Source organism: Rugosimonospora africana, from assembly GCF_016862975.1.
Taxonomy (GTDB): Bacteria; Actinomycetota; Actinomycetes; order Mycobacteriales; family Micromonosporaceae; genus Rugosimonospora; species Rugosimonospora africana.
Map to the genome: position 1 here is coordinate 22,315 of NZ_BONZ01000033.1, position 15,773 is coordinate 38,087.

14 protein-coding genes are annotated in these 15,773 nt (G+C 73.1%); 2 read left to right on the plus strand and 12 right to left on the minus strand.

Annotated elements, in window-relative coordinates:
* Window positions 1-3 precede the first annotated feature (3 nt).
* The 7 genes from Raf01_RS17520 to Raf01_RS17550 all read right to left on the minus strand — a co-directional run bounded on the left by Raf01_RS17520 (window position 4) and on the right by Raf01_RS17550 (window position 8,548).
* Window positions 4-798: an ABC transporter permease gene (locus Raf01_RS17520; protein WP_203918979.1), complete on the minus strand. Its 795-nt coding sequence runs from the start codon at window positions 796-798 to the stop codon at window positions 4-6.
* Window positions 785-2,395, minus strand: coding sequence for an aldehyde dehydrogenase family protein (locus tag Raf01_RS17525; RefSeq protein ID WP_203918980.1), 1,611 nt, complete (start codon window positions 2,393-2,395; stop codon window positions 785-787). Before Raf01_RS17525 ends, Raf01_RS17520 begins: the two co-directional genes overlap by 14 nt.
* Window positions 2,396-2,474: 79 nt before the next feature.
* Complete coding sequence (locus tag Raf01_RS17530) at window positions 2,475-3,452, minus strand: ABC transporter substrate-binding protein (protein WP_203918981.1); 978 nt, start codon at window positions 3,450-3,452, stop codon at window positions 2,475-2,477.
* 401 nt (window positions 3,453-3,853) lie between these two features.
* Window positions 3,854-4,735: a fumarylacetoacetate hydrolase family protein gene (locus Raf01_RS17535; RefSeq protein ID WP_203918982.1), complete on the minus strand. Its 882-nt coding sequence runs from the start codon at window positions 4,733-4,735 to the stop codon at window positions 3,854-3,856.
* Window positions 4,736-4,835: 100 nt separating this feature from the next.
* Entirely contained in the window at window positions 4,836-5,951 is a 1,116-nt protein-coding gene (locus Raf01_RS17540) for a cupin domain-containing protein (protein WP_239133686.1), read from the minus strand.
* A gap of 33 nt (window positions 5,952-5,984) precedes the next feature.
* Entirely contained in the window at window positions 5,985-7,277 is a 1,293-nt protein-coding gene (locus Raf01_RS17545; protein WP_203918983.1) for an FAD-dependent oxidoreductase, read from the minus strand.
* Between the two features lie 5 nt (window positions 7,278-7,282).
* Window positions 7,283-8,548, minus strand: coding sequence for a flavin-dependent oxidoreductase (locus tag Raf01_RS17550; protein WP_203918984.1), 1,266 nt, complete (start codon window positions 8,546-8,548; stop codon window positions 7,283-7,285).
* 147 nt (window positions 8,549-8,695) lie between these two features.
* On the opposite strand from Raf01_RS17550, the gene Raf01_RS17555 reads away from it, so the two are divergent.
* Window positions 8,696-9,454 (plus strand): IclR family transcriptional regulator, encoded by a 759-nt coding sequence (locus Raf01_RS17555; protein ID WP_203918985.1) that lies wholly within the window; start codon window positions 8,696-8,698, stop codon window positions 9,452-9,454.
* Between the two features lie 227 nt (window positions 9,455-9,681).
* Here Raf01_RS17555 and Raf01_RS17560 read toward each other — a convergent pair whose 3' ends face one another.
* The 5 genes from Raf01_RS17560 to Raf01_RS17580 all read right to left on the minus strand — a co-directional run bounded on the left by Raf01_RS17560 (window position 9,682) and on the right by Raf01_RS17580 (window position 14,160).
* Complete coding sequence (locus tag Raf01_RS17560; RefSeq protein WP_203918986.1) at window positions 9,682-10,242, minus strand: isochorismatase family protein; 561 nt, start codon at window positions 10,240-10,242, stop codon at window positions 9,682-9,684.
* Between the two features lie 111 nt (window positions 10,243-10,353).
* Entirely contained in the window at window positions 10,354-11,631 is a 1,278-nt protein-coding gene (locus Raf01_RS17565) for a winged helix DNA-binding domain-containing protein (RefSeq protein WP_203918987.1), read from the minus strand.
* Entirely contained in the window at window positions 11,628-12,023 is a 396-nt protein-coding gene (locus tag Raf01_RS17570; RefSeq protein WP_203918988.1) for a hypothetical protein, read from the minus strand. Before Raf01_RS17570 ends, Raf01_RS17565 begins: the two co-directional genes overlap by 4 nt.
* 61 nt (window positions 12,024-12,084) lie before the next feature.
* Window positions 12,085-13,167, minus strand: a complete 1,083-nt coding sequence (locus Raf01_RS17575; protein ID WP_203918989.1) for an NAD-dependent epimerase/dehydratase family protein — start codon at window positions 13,165-13,167, stop codon at window positions 12,085-12,087.
* Between the two features lie 108 nt (window positions 13,168-13,275).
* Entirely contained in the window at window positions 13,276-14,160 is an 885-nt protein-coding gene (locus tag Raf01_RS17580; RefSeq protein ID WP_203918990.1) for a LysR family transcriptional regulator, read from the minus strand.
* A gap of 136 nt (window positions 14,161-14,296) precedes the next feature.
* Between Raf01_RS17580 and Raf01_RS17585 the strand changes: the two genes are divergently transcribed.
* A complete protein-coding gene (locus tag Raf01_RS17585) occupies window positions 14,297-15,706 on the plus strand; it encodes an MFS transporter (protein WP_203918991.1) in 1,410 nt (469 codons plus the stop codon).
* The last annotated feature ends 67 nt before the right edge of the window (window positions 15,707-15,773 follow it).

The window sequence follows — 15,773 nt, forward strand, 5'->3', positions numbered from 1 at the left end:
CCCTCAGGACGCCCGTGCCGAGCTTCGGTTGCGCTGGCTCTCGTGCCAGTGCAGCAGCCGGCGTTCGGCTGCCATGAACGCGCCGGTGACCACGACGCCGAGCAGCCCGGTCACCAGGATGAGGGCGTACATGTCCGGCAGTTCGGAGGGCCCGGCGTTCTCCGCGGTCAGGACGCCCAGCCCGAGCCCGGCGGCGCCACCGATGAGTTCGGCGATGACCGCGAGGATCAGCCCGGTCGCCGCGGCCACCCTCAGCCCGGTGGCCAGGAACGGCGCCGCGCTGGGCAGCGTGACGACGCCGAACCGGCGCAGGCCGCGCACCTGGAGCACCTGGGCGGTGTCGCGCACCACCGGGTCGACCGCCCGCACGCCGTAGATGACCTGGATGGTCAGGGGCCAGAAGATGCCGAACGAGACCAGGAACAGCTTCATCTGCATGGTGGCTCCGAAGATGATGATCGCCAGGGGCAGGATGGCGATCGCCGGTACCGTCTTCAGAACCTCGATGACCGGGATGACGCTGCGGTACGCGAACCGGCTGTAACCCAGCAGCGAACCGACGACGATGGCCAGCCCGCCGCCGATGAGCATGCCCAGCGCCCAGCCCTGGAGGGTCTGCCCGACGGCCGCCCACAGTTCCCGCGTGCCGAGCTGGTGCCCGAGTGCGCTGACGGTGCTGGTCATCGTCGGGAACGAGTCCTTCGACAGCACCCCGGTGGCGCTCAGCACCTGCCAGAGCGCGAGGGCCAGGACGAAGACGCCGACCCGGGCGGCGATCCGCAGGCTACCGCTGACCATCGCCACCTCCGGTCGCGTCGGCCGGGCCGGCGCCGGCCGAGCCCGCGCCGGGCGCACCTGCCGGATGGGGTACGCCCGCGGGACCGGGTGCACCCGCGGGGCCGGAGAAGTTCTCCGGGCCGGGCAGGCCGGACACGTCGATCCAGTCCGCGATCACCTGCGACTCGGTACACGCGTTCAGCGCCGCCACGCCGTGGTTGCGGCCCATCCCGCTGCGTTTGAAGCCACCGAACGGCATCGACACGTCGGACGCGCCGATCCGGTGCACGTTGACGAACACGCTGCCTGCCTCGAGCCGGCGCGCCACCCGGCGCGCGTGCTCCCGGTCGTCGGTCCACACCGAGGCGGCCAGGCCGTACTCCGTCGCGTTGGCCATCGCCACCGCCCGGTCGTCGTCGTCGAACGGCAGCACCGGCACGACCGGGCCGAACTGCTCGGTCGCGACCAGTTCCGCGTCCGGCGCCAGGCCGGTCACCACCATCGGCGGCAGGAAGTACCCGCGGTCCCAGTCCCGCTCGGACAGCTTGTGCCCGAGTTCGTGGACCGTGGCCCCGGCGGCCCGGGCGCCGTCGACCAGGCTGACCACCCGGTCGTACTGCGCGCGGTTGTTGAGCGGGCCCATCGTCGCGCAGGGGTCGAGCCCGTCCCCGACGACCAGTTCGTCGACGGCCGCGGTGAAGCGCTCGACGAACTGGTCGTACCGCGACGAGTGCACGTAGATCCGCTTGACGTTGAAGCAGACCTGGCCGCTGAGCGTGTAGACGCCGGATACCAGCTCGCGGACCATCCGGTCGGTGACCGTGGCGTCCTCTAGCACGATCGCCGGGTCGTTGCCGCCCAGTTCGAGGCTGACGTTCTTCAGGTTGCCGGCGGCGTCGCGCAGCACCCGCTGCCCGGTGGCGATGCTGCCGGTGAAGAACACCTTGCGTACCCGGTCGTGCCGGGCGATCGCGGCGCCCGGCTCACCGGTGCCCGGGACCACGTTCAACACCCCCGGCGGCAGGTGCCCGGCCAGGACGCGCAGCACCTCGGTCAGCGCCAGCGGGGCCAGCTCGGACGGCTTGACCACCGCCGTGTTGCCGGCCATCAGAGTCGGCGCCAGCCCCAGGAACCCGAGGTACACCGGGCTGTTCCAGGGGACGATGACACCGGTGACGCCGACCGGGCGCCGGCCGGTCCAGACCGTGCCGCGCTCGTCGGACCGGAACACCCCGTCGGTCAGCTCGTCGGCCAGACCGCAGTAGTACCGCAGGATGTGCCCGGCGCCGCCGACGTCCAGCCGCGACTCCCACAGCACCTTGCCCTGCTCGCGCGTCATCAGTTCGGCCAGGCGCTCGCGGTGCGGGTCCAGCGCGTCCGCCCCGGCCTGCAGCAGCTCGGCCCGCTCGTGCGGGTCGAGCGCGGCCCAGCCGGACGCGGCCGCGTCGGCGGCGGCGACCGCCCGGTCCACGTGTTCGGCCGTACCGAGCGCGACCTCGCCGACGATTTCGTCGGTGCGCGCCGGGTTGTGCACGCCGGTCACGTCCGCCGGGACAACCTCGCCAGCGACGCGCACCTCGGCCAGGTCGGTCCGCGCCGCATTCACGGTGTCGGTCACCGCAACTCCTCAGCATTTCCGGTGGTTGAACGGTTCACACCGCCGCGGGCCACCCGGTGGCGCCCCACGGCGGCGGACGTCAGTTCGATGACGGCGGGGTCCAGATCAGGGAGTTCGGGTCGACCGTCGACTTGATGGCCCCCTGCTGCTTCATCAGGTCCTGGGTCTGCGAGATGGACTGCACGTTCAGCTCGGGTATGTAATTGCTCGCGATCTCCTGCGCCTGGGCGTCCGCCGCGGACAGCTTCAGGTACTTGACCAGTGTCGCCTTCTCCTCGGTGAGGTGCGTCTTGGCGTACACGGTCGTCTCGTTGATGGCGTCCTGGAACTGCTGGGCGGTCTTGGCGTTGCCGCTCAGGTACTTCGCGGTCGCGCCGAAGCAGTACACGGTCCCGTTCGGGAACAGCTGCGAATTCGGGTACGCCAGCGGCTTGGCACCGGCCTTCAACGCGATCTGCAGGAACGGCGACGTGACGACCGCGGCCTGGATCCGGCCGTCCGCCAACGCCTGCGGCATCTGGGGGAACGGGATGGCGACGAACTTCTCGTTCTTGGCGCCGGCATCCTCGGCGATCTTCTTGGCCTCCAGCAGGTTGATCGAGGAGAGCTGCACGACGCCGATGGTCTTCCCGCTCAGCTGGGCGGGATTGGTGACGCCGCTCTTGGCGGACGCGACGAAGGCGGCGCTGTCGCTGTTCGGGTCGACCTGGCCGTCGACCACCGACACACACTTCAGCTTCTGCCCGCCGAGGTTGGTGTTGATGAGTACCGGCGTGGTGACGAACCCGAACTGGTACTGCCCGCTGACCATCGACGCGACGATCGGTGTCGGCGAGGCCGCCTCGAACAGCTTCACCTTCAAGCCGTGCTTGGCGAAGATGCCCTTCTCGGTGGCCAGGAAGAGCACGGCGGCGTCGTCGAACGCGACGTATCCCACGTTGACGTCGGTGAGACCGCCAGAAGAGCCGCTGCCCGAACCGCTTCCGCCGCCACCGCACCCCGCGGCAAGCGCGGCGACCGTGGCTAACGCGACGCTGACCCCGACGACCTTGCGCACTGTTGACCTCCGATGGCGTACCGGCGAGCGCGGCCCCACGGGCTTCCCGGGATTTCGGATGTGACGGCGGACGCTGCGTGCAGCCCCTGTCGGACGCCCGGGCTCGCGCCGCTGAGCCGGTGAAACTGCGCTGTGGAAACCTTGTCGAAACCCTAGGACCGCCACCGGCGCATGTCCATCTTGCGGAACTCTTTTGTCGCCAGGTTCCTCTATGCGGACAACTGCGCGGCGGTGTCGCGGAGAATCCGCAGGCCCGGCGGCTGGCGGCTGGCGGTCCTTGATCCGGCCTCGCCGTCTTCGATCGGGTCTCACGCCTTCGATCCGGCCGGGCATCCGGGCGGGCCGCGGTCAGCGCGCTGGCGGTCTGACGGTTCCCGGCTGGCGGCCGGCGGACCTCGGGGTCAGCGCACGGCGATGTGCAGGTCCCCGAGACCGCTGATGCTGGCGTGCAGGACGTCACCTGGCGTGATCGGACCGACGCCGGGCGGGGCGCCGGTGAAGAGGACGTCGCCGGGTACCAGCGTCATGACCGACGACGCGTACGCGACGATCGCCGGTACCGGGGTCAGCATCGCCCCGGTGTTGACCTTCTGTCGCAGGCTGTCACCGCAGCGCAGCTCGATGTCGAAGTCGGCCGGGTCGCCCGCCTCGTCGGCGGTGGTCAGCCACGGGCCCAGCGGGCTGAACGTGTCATAGCTCTTGCGCCGCGACCGGTCGCCGTCGCTGCGTACCGTGATGTCCAGCCCGATCGTGTATCCCAGCACGTGATCCAGCGCCGCGGAGGCGGGGATGTCCCGTCCGCCGGTGCCGATGACCACGACCAGCTCCGACTCGTGGTGCACCTCGTGTCCGGCGGCGAGCACGGCCGGCGGCAGCACGATGTCGTCGGCCGGCCCGACGATCGCCGACGGTGCCTTCAGGAACGCGTCGAACTCCATCATCCACGGCTCGACCCGGCCCAGCGTGCGTTCCTGGACGCCGTGCATCTCCGCGACATGCTCGGCGTAGTTGCTCGCCGCGGCGATTATCTTCGACGGCCCGAGCACCGGGCCGCGCAGCCGCACCGACGACAACGGCCGCGGTGTCGCGGACGCGGCCGCCGACGCGAGCCGGTCCCGGACGCCGGCGAAGTCCCGGCACAGCCGCCGCCACCAACCGGCGGTGAGCGGATCCGGGTCGTGGGGCCAGGGCAGTGCGTCGGTGACGTCGGCGACGGTCTCGCCGGTGACGGTGTCGCCGGTGATGACGCCGAGCCGGTACTCGTCGAAGATGGCCAGCCTCATGGATGTTCCTTCCTCCGCGGCCGGCGCCCGGCCCGCCGCTGCCCTGATGGGTATGTCGTGTCGCGACCGGTCACCGTTTCGTCCCCGGTGGGCCAGCGGCTCAGTCGCCGTGCGGGAACGTGCCGCGTACCTGTTGCGGTGCCGGCAGCCGCTGCTCCCGGTACAGCCCGAGTGCCCGCAGGACCGGCGCGTCGCCGAGGGTGAACAGGTCCGCGCCGATCGCGCTGGCGTGCTCGACCGCCGACCAGGACGGTACGACGAACATGTCGCCGTCCGACCACTCCATGCGTACCCCGTCCACCACGCTGGCCCCGCTGCCGCGGAACACCACGACGACGGTGTTGCCGGTGCGGCGCACGGGCGCGGTCGCGCCCCCGGCCGCCAGCCGGTGCATCGCGCAACTCAGCGTGGGCAGCACGCTGGCTCCGGTCTGGGGGTTGACGAACTCCAGGCTGACCATGGCCTCGTCGCGCCGGGACGCGAGCCGGGTGAGCTCGGCGTCGGTGTCCGCCCACCGGTACACCAGCAGCGGAGACGGCCGCGGGTCGAGCGGCTGCGCGTCGCCCTCCGCGTACCGGGTGCGGTCCGGCCCGTACGCGTGCTCGGACCGGTTGTGCGGCTCGCTGTCCGGCTGCCGGAAGTCGGGGTACGGCTCGAAGAAGACCGCGTCGAGCGCCTCCACCATGGGCAGGTCCAGGCCGTCGAACCAGAACATCGGACCGTCGCCGGTACTGGTGTGGTCGTGCCAGTTCCACGACGGGGTGAGCACCAGATCGCCCGGGTACATGTCGCAGGCGTCCCCGTCGACAGTGGTCGACACGCCGGTACCGGACAGCACGAACCGGATCGCGCCCGGCGAGTGCCGGTGCGCCGGTGCGGTCTCCCCCGGCCCGAGGCACTGGATGGCACCCCACAGCGTGCCGGCCGCGTACGGGGAGCCGGGCATGCCCGGGTTGCCGAGGCTGAGCACCCGCCGCTCACCGCCCCGATCGACGGGTACCAGCCGCAGCGCGCGCCGGGCCAGTGGCAGCATCACCGACGCCGGCCACAGCCACGGGACGGCCCGGGGTGCGGGCGTCGCGGTCAGCAGCTCCCGGGTGATGCGCCACAACGGATGCAGGTGCGCGGCGGCCAGGTCGGCATAGAACGCGTCAAGTTCGGTTTCCTGCGCCACATCATGCGGCCGGTCGGAGCCGGTCAACTCGTTCGTGTCCACGACATCACCTCTGTCAGCTCAGCCGGTGTCAGATCAGCCGGCGACGTTGCCGCGTGAACCGGCCGCAGCCGCCGCCAGGCGGCCTGCGACCTCCGCTGGGGGCAGGCCGACACCGAAGCGCTGCACGCTCTCCAGCAGCGACGCGCGCCGGCACCAGGCCCGGGCCTGCTCGGGATCGCCCGCGATCGCGCGCAGCCGCGCGTGGTGCTCCGCGCGGCGGGTCTCGTCCCGCTCGCTGAGCCGCTCCGTGTTCCGCTTGGTGTCCGCCTGCACGTACTCCACCGCCACCCGGCGACGCAGCGCGGCGAACGCGTCCAGTTCGGCCTCCGGCGCGGCGCCGTCGAACCAGATCCGCCCGAACCTCCGGGCCAGGTCGATGGCGTCGTGGATGCCGCTGTTGAGACCGACGCCGCCCAGCGGGCTGTTGATGTGTGCGGCGTCGCCGATGAGCATGCCGCGGCCGACCCGGAACGCACCGGCCACCCGCTGGTTCACGTTGTAGAGCTGAGAATCGATGATCGGGTACCCGCCCGGGAGCGGCGCGATCCCCTGCAGGTGCCGCTGGAGGTCGGCCGGGTCGGTCGCCTCCTCGCGGTCGCGCCCGGCCGGCACCGGGTAGACCGCGCGCCACGACTCCGGAGTGTGCAACAGGAACAGCCACTCGTCCGGGTCGGCGATGTAGTTGACGTCAGCGATGTCCGGCAGCAGCTCGCGCATGTCCACCGAGGTGCTCACGATCAGGAACCGCTCCGGATACGTGAAGCCCTCGAAGCCGGTACCCAGGAGGTTGCGCGCGGTGCTGCTGGCTCCGTCCGCGCCGACCAGGTACGAGCCGGCCAGGCGCCGCTCGCCGTCACCGGTGCGCACGGTGACCTCGACCCGGTCGTCGCGCTGGACGAGTCCGGTGAGCCGGCAGCCGAATTCGAGGCGGATCGCCTCCACCGTGGCGGAGCGCTCGACCAGCATGCGTACCAGGTGCTGCTGGTTGAGCTGGAGCCGGTACGGGTACGGCGTCTCGCCGGCCAGTACGCCGAAGTCGAACTCGGCGACGACCCCGGCGCGCCGGTCCCGGTACTGGTACCGAGGGACGGCCAGGCCCTCGGCCAGCATCTGGTCGACGACCCCGATGTCGCGCAGCAACTCCAGCGTCGGCGGGTGAAAGGTCGAGGCGCGCCAGTCGGTCTTCGCCACCGGTTCGGCCTCGACCAGCACGACCGGGATCCCGCGCTGGCCGAGCGCGGTCGCGAAGGTCATGCCGACCGGACCGCCGCCGACGACGATCACCGGGAGGGCGCTGGGCGCGGGGGCGGAGACTGGACCGGACATCGGCGTCACGGGCTCGCCGGTCGCAGGGCGGCGTGCGAGAAGCCGGCGATCCGCTTGTAGTTCTCCGAGATCCGGCGCAGCTCGTCCTGAGTCACCACCTGGTCCAGGCTCTCGAAGGGCCGGTCGCCGGTGCGCTCGTACACCTCGCGGAGGATCGCGTCCGGCGGGTTGGCTCGGTTGGTCAGCACCACGTTCGTGGTCGCGGGCCGCCGCACGTCGTCGTACGCCCGCAGCGCCGCGACCGGATCGCCGGGCTGCGCGGCCAGGCAGTCGGCGACCGCGCGGGCGTCGAGGATCGCCTGGCCGGCCCCGTTGGAGCCGCGCGGAACCATCGGGTGCGCCGCGTCGCCCAGCAGGGTCAGCCGGCCGTGACTCCAGCGCGGCAGCGGATCCTGGTCGACCATCGGGTACTCCAGCACGGTCGCCGTCGAGGACAGCAGCGCCGGTACGTCGCACCAGTCGAAGTGCCAGTCGGCATAGTACGGAAGGAAGTCGGCCAGCTCGCCGTGCTGGATCCAGTCCCGCCCGGTCCGCTGCGGGGTCTCCACCTCGGCGACCCAGTTGACCAGTTGGCTGCCCCGCCCGTCCACGTCGTCGCGGATGGGGTAGATGACCATCTTGCCGTGGGCCAGCCAGCCGGCACGGACCATGCTTGCCCCGGTGAGGATGCGCGGCCACACCGAGACGCCGCGCCACATCATGACGCCGGAGTACCGGGGCGGCCCCTCGTTGGGGTAGAGCTGTGCCCGGGCGACCGAGCGGATGCCGTCGGCGGCCACCACGACGTCGGCCGCGACCGTGACGGTGCTGCCGTCCGGGCGCCGCGCGGTGGCCGTCGCCCGGCGGTCGTCCTGGTCCACCCGCACGACCCGGTGACCGGTGAGCACGGCGTCCTCGCCGAGCCGGTCGACGACCGCGTCAAGCAGGATCTGGTGCAGGTCGGCGCGGTGGATCGAGTACTGCGGGTCGGCGTAGCCCGCGTCGAGGCCGGCCGGCTCGCGGTAGGCGAGCTGGCCGAACCGGTTGAAGAACACGGATTCCCGGGTCAGCACCGCGACGCGGGACAGCGCCGGCGCCAGGCCGAGTTCGCCGAGTTGCTGCGAGGCGTGCGGCAGGATGTTGATGCCGACACCCACCGGCGCGAACCGCTCGACCGTCTCCAGCACCTGAGCGCGCAACCCCACCCGGTGCAGTTGCAGCGCGGTGGTCAGCCCGCCGATGCCGGCGCCGAGGATGAGAACGCTTGGCGATCCGGTCCGCTGCGGCGTCATGTCTCCTCCGCCTTCCGGTGGGTTCCATCGGCGTCGTTGCGGGTAAGGATGGCTGCCTCCTCGACGGTCTGCCCGTACCGGCCGGCTCGCTGTGCCCTGACTCCCCGTACTTTCCCGCAACAGGAAGAAGTCGTAAAGTCGTTGACCATGGTTTCCGGTGAGCGGAAGTCCGCCTACGCACTCAGCTCCGCTGACAACGCCCTCCAACTCGTGCTGCTGCTTCAGGAACGGCAGGAGATCCGGCTCTCCGAGGTCGCCGCCGAACTGGGCGTCGCCAACTCCACCGCGCACCGGCTGCTGGCGACGCTCGCCCGGCGTGGTTTCGTGGTACAGGAACGGTCCCGCGCGTACCGGCGCGGACCCGCACTCGAACCGCGCGCCCGCCCGGCCGCCGAGTTCGATCTGGTCAAGGTCGCCCACCCGTACCTCGCCCGGCTGAGCGCCGAGGTCGAGGAGACCTGCCATCTCGTGGTCCTGGAAGGCAACGGCACCCGGTTCCTCGACTGCGTCGAGGGCCACCAGGTGCTGCGCGTCGGTTCGCGCACCGGCATGCTGCTGCCGGCGCACACGAACTCCGGCGGCAAGGCGCTGCTCGCCCAGTTGACCGAGGCGGAGCTGACCGCCCTGTACCCGCGGGGCCTGCCGCAGAGCCGCAACCGCGCGGTGAGCGACCTGGCGTCGTTACGGCGGGAACTCGCGGCGACCCGCCGGCGCGGCTACGGCATCAACCGCGACGAGAGTGCGCGCGGCGTCAGCGCGGTCGGCCGGCACATCCGGGACAGCACCGGCAAGGCGACCGCGGCGATGGTGGTCGCGGCGGCCACCGCGCGCTGTACGCGGGGCCTGCTGACCAAGCTCGCCCGCCACCTGTGCGACACGGTGACCGACCTGGAGACCCAGCTCTGAGCCTGTGCGTCCGTGAGCGGTTCGTCAGTCGTGCGCGCCGATCCTGACGGGCAGCCGCTGGTCGCCGGGTGTGCGGACGAAGGCCGCCGAGGCGCTTGCCCGGTAGCTGCGGTGCGGCGTCGGTGCGGTCACGTCGGCCGCGCGCCACTCGTCGAGCCCGAGCGCGCCGGGTTTGGGGTCGATGACCTGCCTCGCGGCCGCGGCCGGATCTGGTTCGCCGCCGGCGATCAGGACACACCGCCGAAGTCGACCTCGGTGGTCGCCACCGTGCCGGCCGTGCGCCCCGGCGCCGCGTGGTTGCCCCAGTACAGGTTCGTGTGCGCGATGACCGCCTCCGGCGGCGGGGCGCCCCAGGGCGACAGATCCTCCGTCGTGTGGGCGTCGCTGACCAGCGTCGCGTCGTAGCCCCGCACGATCGCGCCGTGCAGCGTCGCGCGGATGCACGCGTCGGTCTGCGCGCCCGCGACGACCAGCCGGCCGACTCCGAGGCCGGACAGCACCCGCTCCAGCGTGGTGTCCTCGAACGCGTCCCCGTAGGTCTTCTCGACGAGGGGCTCGGCGTCGTCGCGGATCAGCTCGGGAACGTAGCGCCAGGCGTCGGTGCCCTTCACGAGGTTGTCGCTGGAGTGCTGGACCCAGACGACGGGCGCCCCGCCCCGCCGGGCCTTGTCGACGAGGGTGGCGATGTTCGCGACGACAGCGTCGCGGTCGTGCGCGCTGGCGACGACGCCGTTCTGCACGTCGATGACCAGCAACGCGGCGTTCGGTCGGTTTTCCAGTGTCGTCATGTTCTTCCCCTGCTCATGCTGGTCACAGTCAGCCCTAACGGTAGACCCGGGCACCGACAATTCCGTAGGCCCGGAGCCGGGCCACAGCGGTCGGGGTGGTGCGGCGGTCGGTCAGCGACCGCGCTCGAACCGGATCTCCGGCTCGTCCACCTCCGGCGCCACGAACGCCAGCAGCCGACCGCCCTCCTCCGTCAACGCGGCCCCGTCCGCGCGGCTCAGGCGATCGAACGGCCGGATCGACAAGGCCGCCGTGCCCGGCCTGCCGACTGGTCCGGGTCGTGGCGCGGCGCCAGACGCGCCGAGCCGCACTGGTCGGTCGACTGGTCCGGGTCGTGGCGCGGCGCCAGACGCGCCGAGCCGGACTGGTCGGTCGATGCTCCAGCTGCCCCGTGCGACGCCGTCGATCAGGAACGTCGCCGTGTCGGCCGGGCTGACGATGCGCCGGCGATGCTCCTCGGCGATGACCCGGGTGCGGTCGGCGTGGGAGAGCAGCAGGTTGTCCCACTGCGGGAGGAACCGCACCGGAGCCGGCGTGTCCGGATCGGGCCTGGGCGCGTCGGGCAGGTCGAACAGCTCCCGCCCGGACGCGTCGCGGAAGCCGCGCAGGCGTCCGCGCATCGGCTCCACCACCTCGCCGAGCCGGGTCAGCCCGGACCACGCCTGCACGTCCATCACGCTGGCCGGGCCGAACGCGGCCAGGTAGCGGCACACCAGCTCATCGGGGCCGGCGCCGGCCAGCGGCTGGCCCAGCCACTGTTCGGCGAGAGCGAACGGTCCCCGGACGCTGCCCTTCCACGTGCCGGCCGGCGGTAGCTGGACCATCGGCAGCAGGTATTGCACGGAGTTCACCAGGGCGGCGGGGTCGTGGCCGAGCCATCGCGCGCCGAGCAGGGCACGCAGCTCGGACCGGTCGCGCGGCCGCTCCCGCAGCAGGTCGCGCGCCGCGGCGACGAGGTCGTCCGGGTCGATGCCCTCGGTGTGGCGGCCCATGAAAGTCTTCTGCGACCGTCGCAGCACCGGCTCCAGCAAGGGCCGCAGCCGCCGGTAGTCGTCCGCGTCGAGCAGGTGCAGCGTGGCCCGCATGGCGGTGGCGCGAACGATCCGCCGGTCCTCGACCGGCGCGGTGAGATCGGCCAGCTCGAACCCCTCCAGCCGGCTCCACAGCCCGATGTAGGGCGCGGCGGGCACCTGCCCCTGCAACCCGACCAGGTGCCGCACCGCGTCGGGCACGGAGCACCGGGCGCGACGCAGCAGCAGCTGCCGGTCGAGCGTGGCGCGTCCCAGCGCGCGCGGCCCGAGCAGCGGCAGCCGAGCCCGATCGGTGGACCCGGCCGCCCCTGCGGCGGGCCCGGCCGCTCCGGCAGTGGGCCCGACCGCCCCGGCGCTCATCGCGCCGCGACCGTGAAGACGTGGCCGCTGGGGATCTGGAAGTAGAAGTCGTGACCCGGGTGGCGGATCTCCGGCAGCCCCGCGTTCAGGATCGTGGCCCGCAGCCCCTCGGGATGGGGGGTGGTGATCTGCATCCACGCGCCGTGGAACGGATCGGGCCACTCGGGCAGGTCGGGCACGAACTCGATGCTGACCGCGCCACCGCCGGGGAGCCGGAAGCCGAGCACCGGTTCGTCGATCTCGAGCAGCCGGATGACCCGGGGCCGGCCGCAGCCCAACACGGTGCCGAAGACCCGGACGAGGGCGTCGCGGTGGCGGGGGTAGGCGAACAGGTGGACCTGGTTGCCGACGGCGGTCTGCTCCAGGGCGCTCGCTGGCTGGTTGTCGGTCACCGGCCGAGGGTACGGCGCGGGTACGACACCTCCAGTCTGGCTCGGCGATCCGGACCAGTCGTCAGTACGGGTTGCCGTGGCCGGGCAGCCGGCAGGTGATCACGGAGGCGACCCGGGCGGCCGGGGACGGCCGAGGGCGCAGCGGCGGCGAGTCGGCACCCGTACCGGCGGCCATCCCCGAGACCAGCTCCGTGAACGCGTCCAGCGCGTCGCCGCGGGCACGCCAGCCCAGTTCGGCCTCGGCCCGGCGGGTGGACATCAGCGGGGCGTTCGCGAGCAGGCGGACCCACCCGGGTTCGGTGGGTTGCAGCCGGGCGTGCCAGGTCAGCGCCGCGCCCAGCCGCAGCGCTGCCACCGGTACCGGCACCGGCCGGGTGTGGAACCGGTCAGCCACCGCCTGCGCGTCCAGCACCGGCCCGGCGCCCGCCACGTTGAACGCGCCACGGACGTCCGACAGGGCCGCCCGCACGTACGCCTCGGCCGCGTCGTCGGCGCGTACCGCCTGCAACCGCAGTCGCGGCCCGGCCGGCAGCACCGGGATCCGGCCGAAGCGCAGCAGGCTCAGCGGCGCCAGCGGACCGATGAAGAACCGGGCGATCTGCGACGCGGCCTCCGGCTGGAACACCAGGGCCGAACGGATCCTGACCACGCGCAGGTCACGGTGGTTGGACTCCACGTCGGTGAGCAGGTCCTCGACGTCGGCCTTGTCCCGGCTGTAGGTCGAGCCCCGCACGCCGGTGGCCGGCCAGTCCTCCTCGACGAAGCGGTCCTTGGGCGCGGGCGCGTACGCGCCGACCGATGACGCGACAACCAGCGACGGTACGCTCGCCCGGACCGCCGCCCGCGCGACGTTGGCGGTACCGACCAGGTTGGTGCGCCGGATCCTGGCCCGATCGTGGCTCGGCTGGATCTGCCAGGCCAGGTGGATGACGACGGTGGCGCCGGCGAATGCGTTGGTCAGCTCCTCCACCGCGCCGTCGTCGCCGACGTCGATCCGGTGCCAGGAGACGCCTTCGTACGGGGCCGCGGGTCCGGGCGCCCGGCGGGCGACGCCGGTCACCTCGTCGACGCCGGGTGCTCCGGCCAGACGCCGCAGCACCGCGGTACCCACGTTGCCGGTCGCGCCGACCACCACCACCCGCATCTGGCCCCCATCCCCCGATCCGCGCGGGCCAAACGGCGGGTCACCCGGCCGGACGGCCGGGCTCAGGGGTCATGTCGAGCCTCCGCCACAGACCGGCTCCGGCTGTGCTCAGGTGGGTGCGCTGGCCGCGTACAGCAACTCGCGCACGGCCGGTTCGGACTCCCGGTCGGCGCGCCAGACCAGCCGCAGCCGCAGGGTCGGGGCGTCGAGATCCAGCTCGATGAGGCTGCCGGCCGCGAGTTCGTCGGCGACCGCGAATCGCGGCAGCAGCGAGACGCCCAGGCCGCGTTGCGCCCAGGCCCGCATCACCGGAACGCCGCCGGCCCGGACCCGCTCGACGTCCGGACCGAACAGCCGCTCGCCGGCCAGCCAGAACGAGCATGCCGGCAGGTTGACCAGCAGCCGCTCGCCGCGCAGGTCGTCCGGGACCAGCCCCGGAGTGCCGCTGCGCGGGTGGTCCGGTGCCGCCACGACAACCAGCGGTACCGGCTCCAGATCGACGAAGTCCAGCGGCGCGCCGGGGGTACCGAAGCCCAGCCCGCCCAGGTTCTCGCCGAGGTCCAGCAGCAGGGCGGCGTCCAGGTCTCCGGCGGCGACGGCGGTCAGCAACTGGTCGCGGGCGCTGTCCGAGCGCACCTCGACGGTGAGGTTCGGCCGGCGCCGGCCGAACCGGGCCAGCAGCTCGGGGACGTGCGTGGCCGCGATGGTCTCCAGGGCGCCCAGGCGCAGTACCGGCTGTGCCTCGACGGTCTCCCGCCGGGCCTGCTCCGCCGCCTCGAGCAGGCGCCGCGCCCAGCCGGCCAGCCGGGTCCCGGCCGGGGTGAGCCGCATGCCCTGCGGGCCGCGGTCGAACAGCGCCACCCCGAGCGACTCCTCGAGGCGGCGGATCTGGTCCGACACCGAGGACGGCGCCAGGCCGAGCTGGACGGCGGCGTCGGTGACCGTCCGCTGGGCCACCACCGCCTCGAACGTGCGCAGCTGCCGCAATTCCATGATCTTTTCCTCCGACCGGGCAACCCCGCCACGCGTTCGGATATTCCGAACGCGGCCGGCGGCGGTGCCGGTGGAGCCGGACGGGCGGCCGCCGCAGCCTGGAACGCGCCACCCTCACCCCTCCCGAGAGACTCCGATGACCACTGCCGATCCCGTCACCCTCTCCCCCGTCCCGGACTCACGCGGCCGGCCGCGTACCGGGCTCGCCCTGCTGGGCGTGTCGCTGGGCTACTTCATGGTCCTGCTCGACATGACCGTTTTATCCGTTGCCGAGCCCGACCTGGCCCGGTCGCTGGGCAGCTCGCTGTCCGGCCTTCAGTGGGCGGTGACCGGGTACACCGCCGTGTTCGGCGCGCTTCTGCTGTCGGCCGGCGCGGTGGCCGACCGGTACGGCGCGCACCGGGTGTTCCGCTTGGGCATCGGCGCGTTCGGCCTCGGCTCGCTGCTGTGCGCGCTGGCGCCGGACATCGCCACCCTGGTCGTGCTGCGCGGGCTGCTCGGTGTCGCGGCGGCGGCCAGCGTTCCCGCCTCGCTGGCGCTGATCGCGGCGCTCTACCCGGAGCCGGCCGCGCGTGCCCGGGCGGTGGCCACCTGGGCGGCGGTCAGCGGGGCGGCGCTCGCGGCCGGCCCGATCGCCGGCGGGGTGCTCGTCGACGTCGCCGGATGGCGCGCGATCTTCCTGATCAACGTGCCGCTGGCCGGCGTCACGCTGGCTCTGACCGCGACCCGCGCGGTGCGCGGCGCCCGCGGCCAGCGGACGATCGACTGGGCCGCGCAGCTGGCCGCGTGTGCGGCGCTGGGGCTGTTGACCGACGCGCTCATCGCGGTGGGCTCCGGATCCGTCGCGCACGCGGCGGTCTCCGCCGCCGCGACCGTCGCCGCCGGTGTGCTCTTCGCGGCGTTGCAGCGCCGCGCCCGCAAGCGGGGCAGGGCGCCGGTCATCCCGGCCGCTGTGGTGCGGTCGCCGGGGATGCGCCCGGCCCTGCTGGCGGCCGCGGCGGTCAACTTCGCGATGTCCGGGATCCTGTTCGTACTGCCGCTGCTGTTCCAGCGGGTACTGCGGCTGTCGCCGGTCGAGGTCGGGCTCGCCTTCCTGCCGATGACGCTCCCGTTCGCGGTCAACCCACCGCTGACCGGCCGGCTCGTCGCCCGGATCGGCCCGTGGCGTCCGATGCTGGCGGGCCTCGGGCTGCTGGCCGTGGGTGGCCTCGCACTCGCGGCGGCGGTGCTGGCCGGCGACGGGTACCCGGCGATGGTCGCCGGCCTGGTGTGCACCGGTTGCGGCGTCTCGCTGGCTCTTCCGGCGCTGGCCACGGCGGTGGTCGCCACCGCGCCGGCCGGCAGCGCGGGAGCGGCCGGCGGGCTGCTCAACGCGGTCCGGCAGGTGGGCGCGACGCTCGGGGTGGCCGTGCTGGGAGCGGTCGCCGGGACGGGCGCGGCCGGTACCGCCGCCGCTCTGGCGCTGGCCGCGGCCGGGTGCGTCGCGGCCGCGTGCGTCGCGGCGGTTCTGGGTCTCGGCCGCCGGGCGGGACGGAGCGCCCGCTGAGTGGGGCGGCCACCGAGCGCGGAGCGGGCGTCGACCGCGGAGCGGGAGCCAAGCGGGGCGGCCACCG

What these genes read in the sequence shown, in the direction of transcription:
- Raf01_RS17565 (WP_203918987.1), bottom strand. Translation starts at nt 11,631, where the DNA reads ATGAGCGCCGGGGCGGTCGGGCCCACTGCCGGAGCGGCCGGGCCCGCC.
- Raf01_RS17545 (WP_203918983.1), bottom strand. Translation starts at nt 7,277, where the DNA reads ATGTCCGGTCCAGTCTCCGCCCCCGCGCCCAGCGCCCTCCCGGTGATC.
- Raf01_RS17575 (WP_203918989.1), bottom strand. Translation starts at nt 13,167, where the DNA reads ATGCGGGTGGTGGTGGTCGGCGCGACCGGCAACGTGGGTACCGCGGTG.
- Raf01_RS17585 (WP_203918991.1), top strand. Translation starts at nt 14,297, where the DNA reads ATGACCACTGCCGATCCCGTCACCCTCTCCCCCGTCCCGGACTCACGC.
- Raf01_RS17535 (WP_203918982.1), bottom strand. Translation starts at nt 4,735, where the DNA reads ATGAGGCTGGCCATCTTCGACGAGTACCGGCTCGGCGTCATCACCGGC.
- Raf01_RS17555 (WP_203918985.1), top strand. Translation starts at nt 8,696, where the DNA reads ATGGTTTCCGGTGAGCGGAAGTCCGCCTACGCACTCAGCTCCGCTGAC.
- Raf01_RS17560 (WP_203918986.1), bottom strand. Translation starts at nt 10,242, where the DNA reads ATGACGACACTGGAAAACCGACCGAACGCCGCGTTGCTGGTCATCGAC.
- Raf01_RS17580 (WP_203918990.1), bottom strand. Translation starts at nt 14,160, where the DNA reads ATGGAATTGCGGCAGCTGCGCACGTTCGAGGCGGTGGTGGCCCAGCGG.
- Raf01_RS17550 (WP_203918984.1), bottom strand. Translation starts at nt 8,548, where the DNA reads ATGACGCCGCAGCGGACCGGATCGCCAAGCGTTCTCATCCTCGGCGCC.
- Raf01_RS17520 (WP_203918979.1), bottom strand. Translation starts at nt 798, where the DNA reads ATGGTCAGCGGTAGCCTGCGGATCGCCGCCCGGGTCGGCGTCTTCGTC.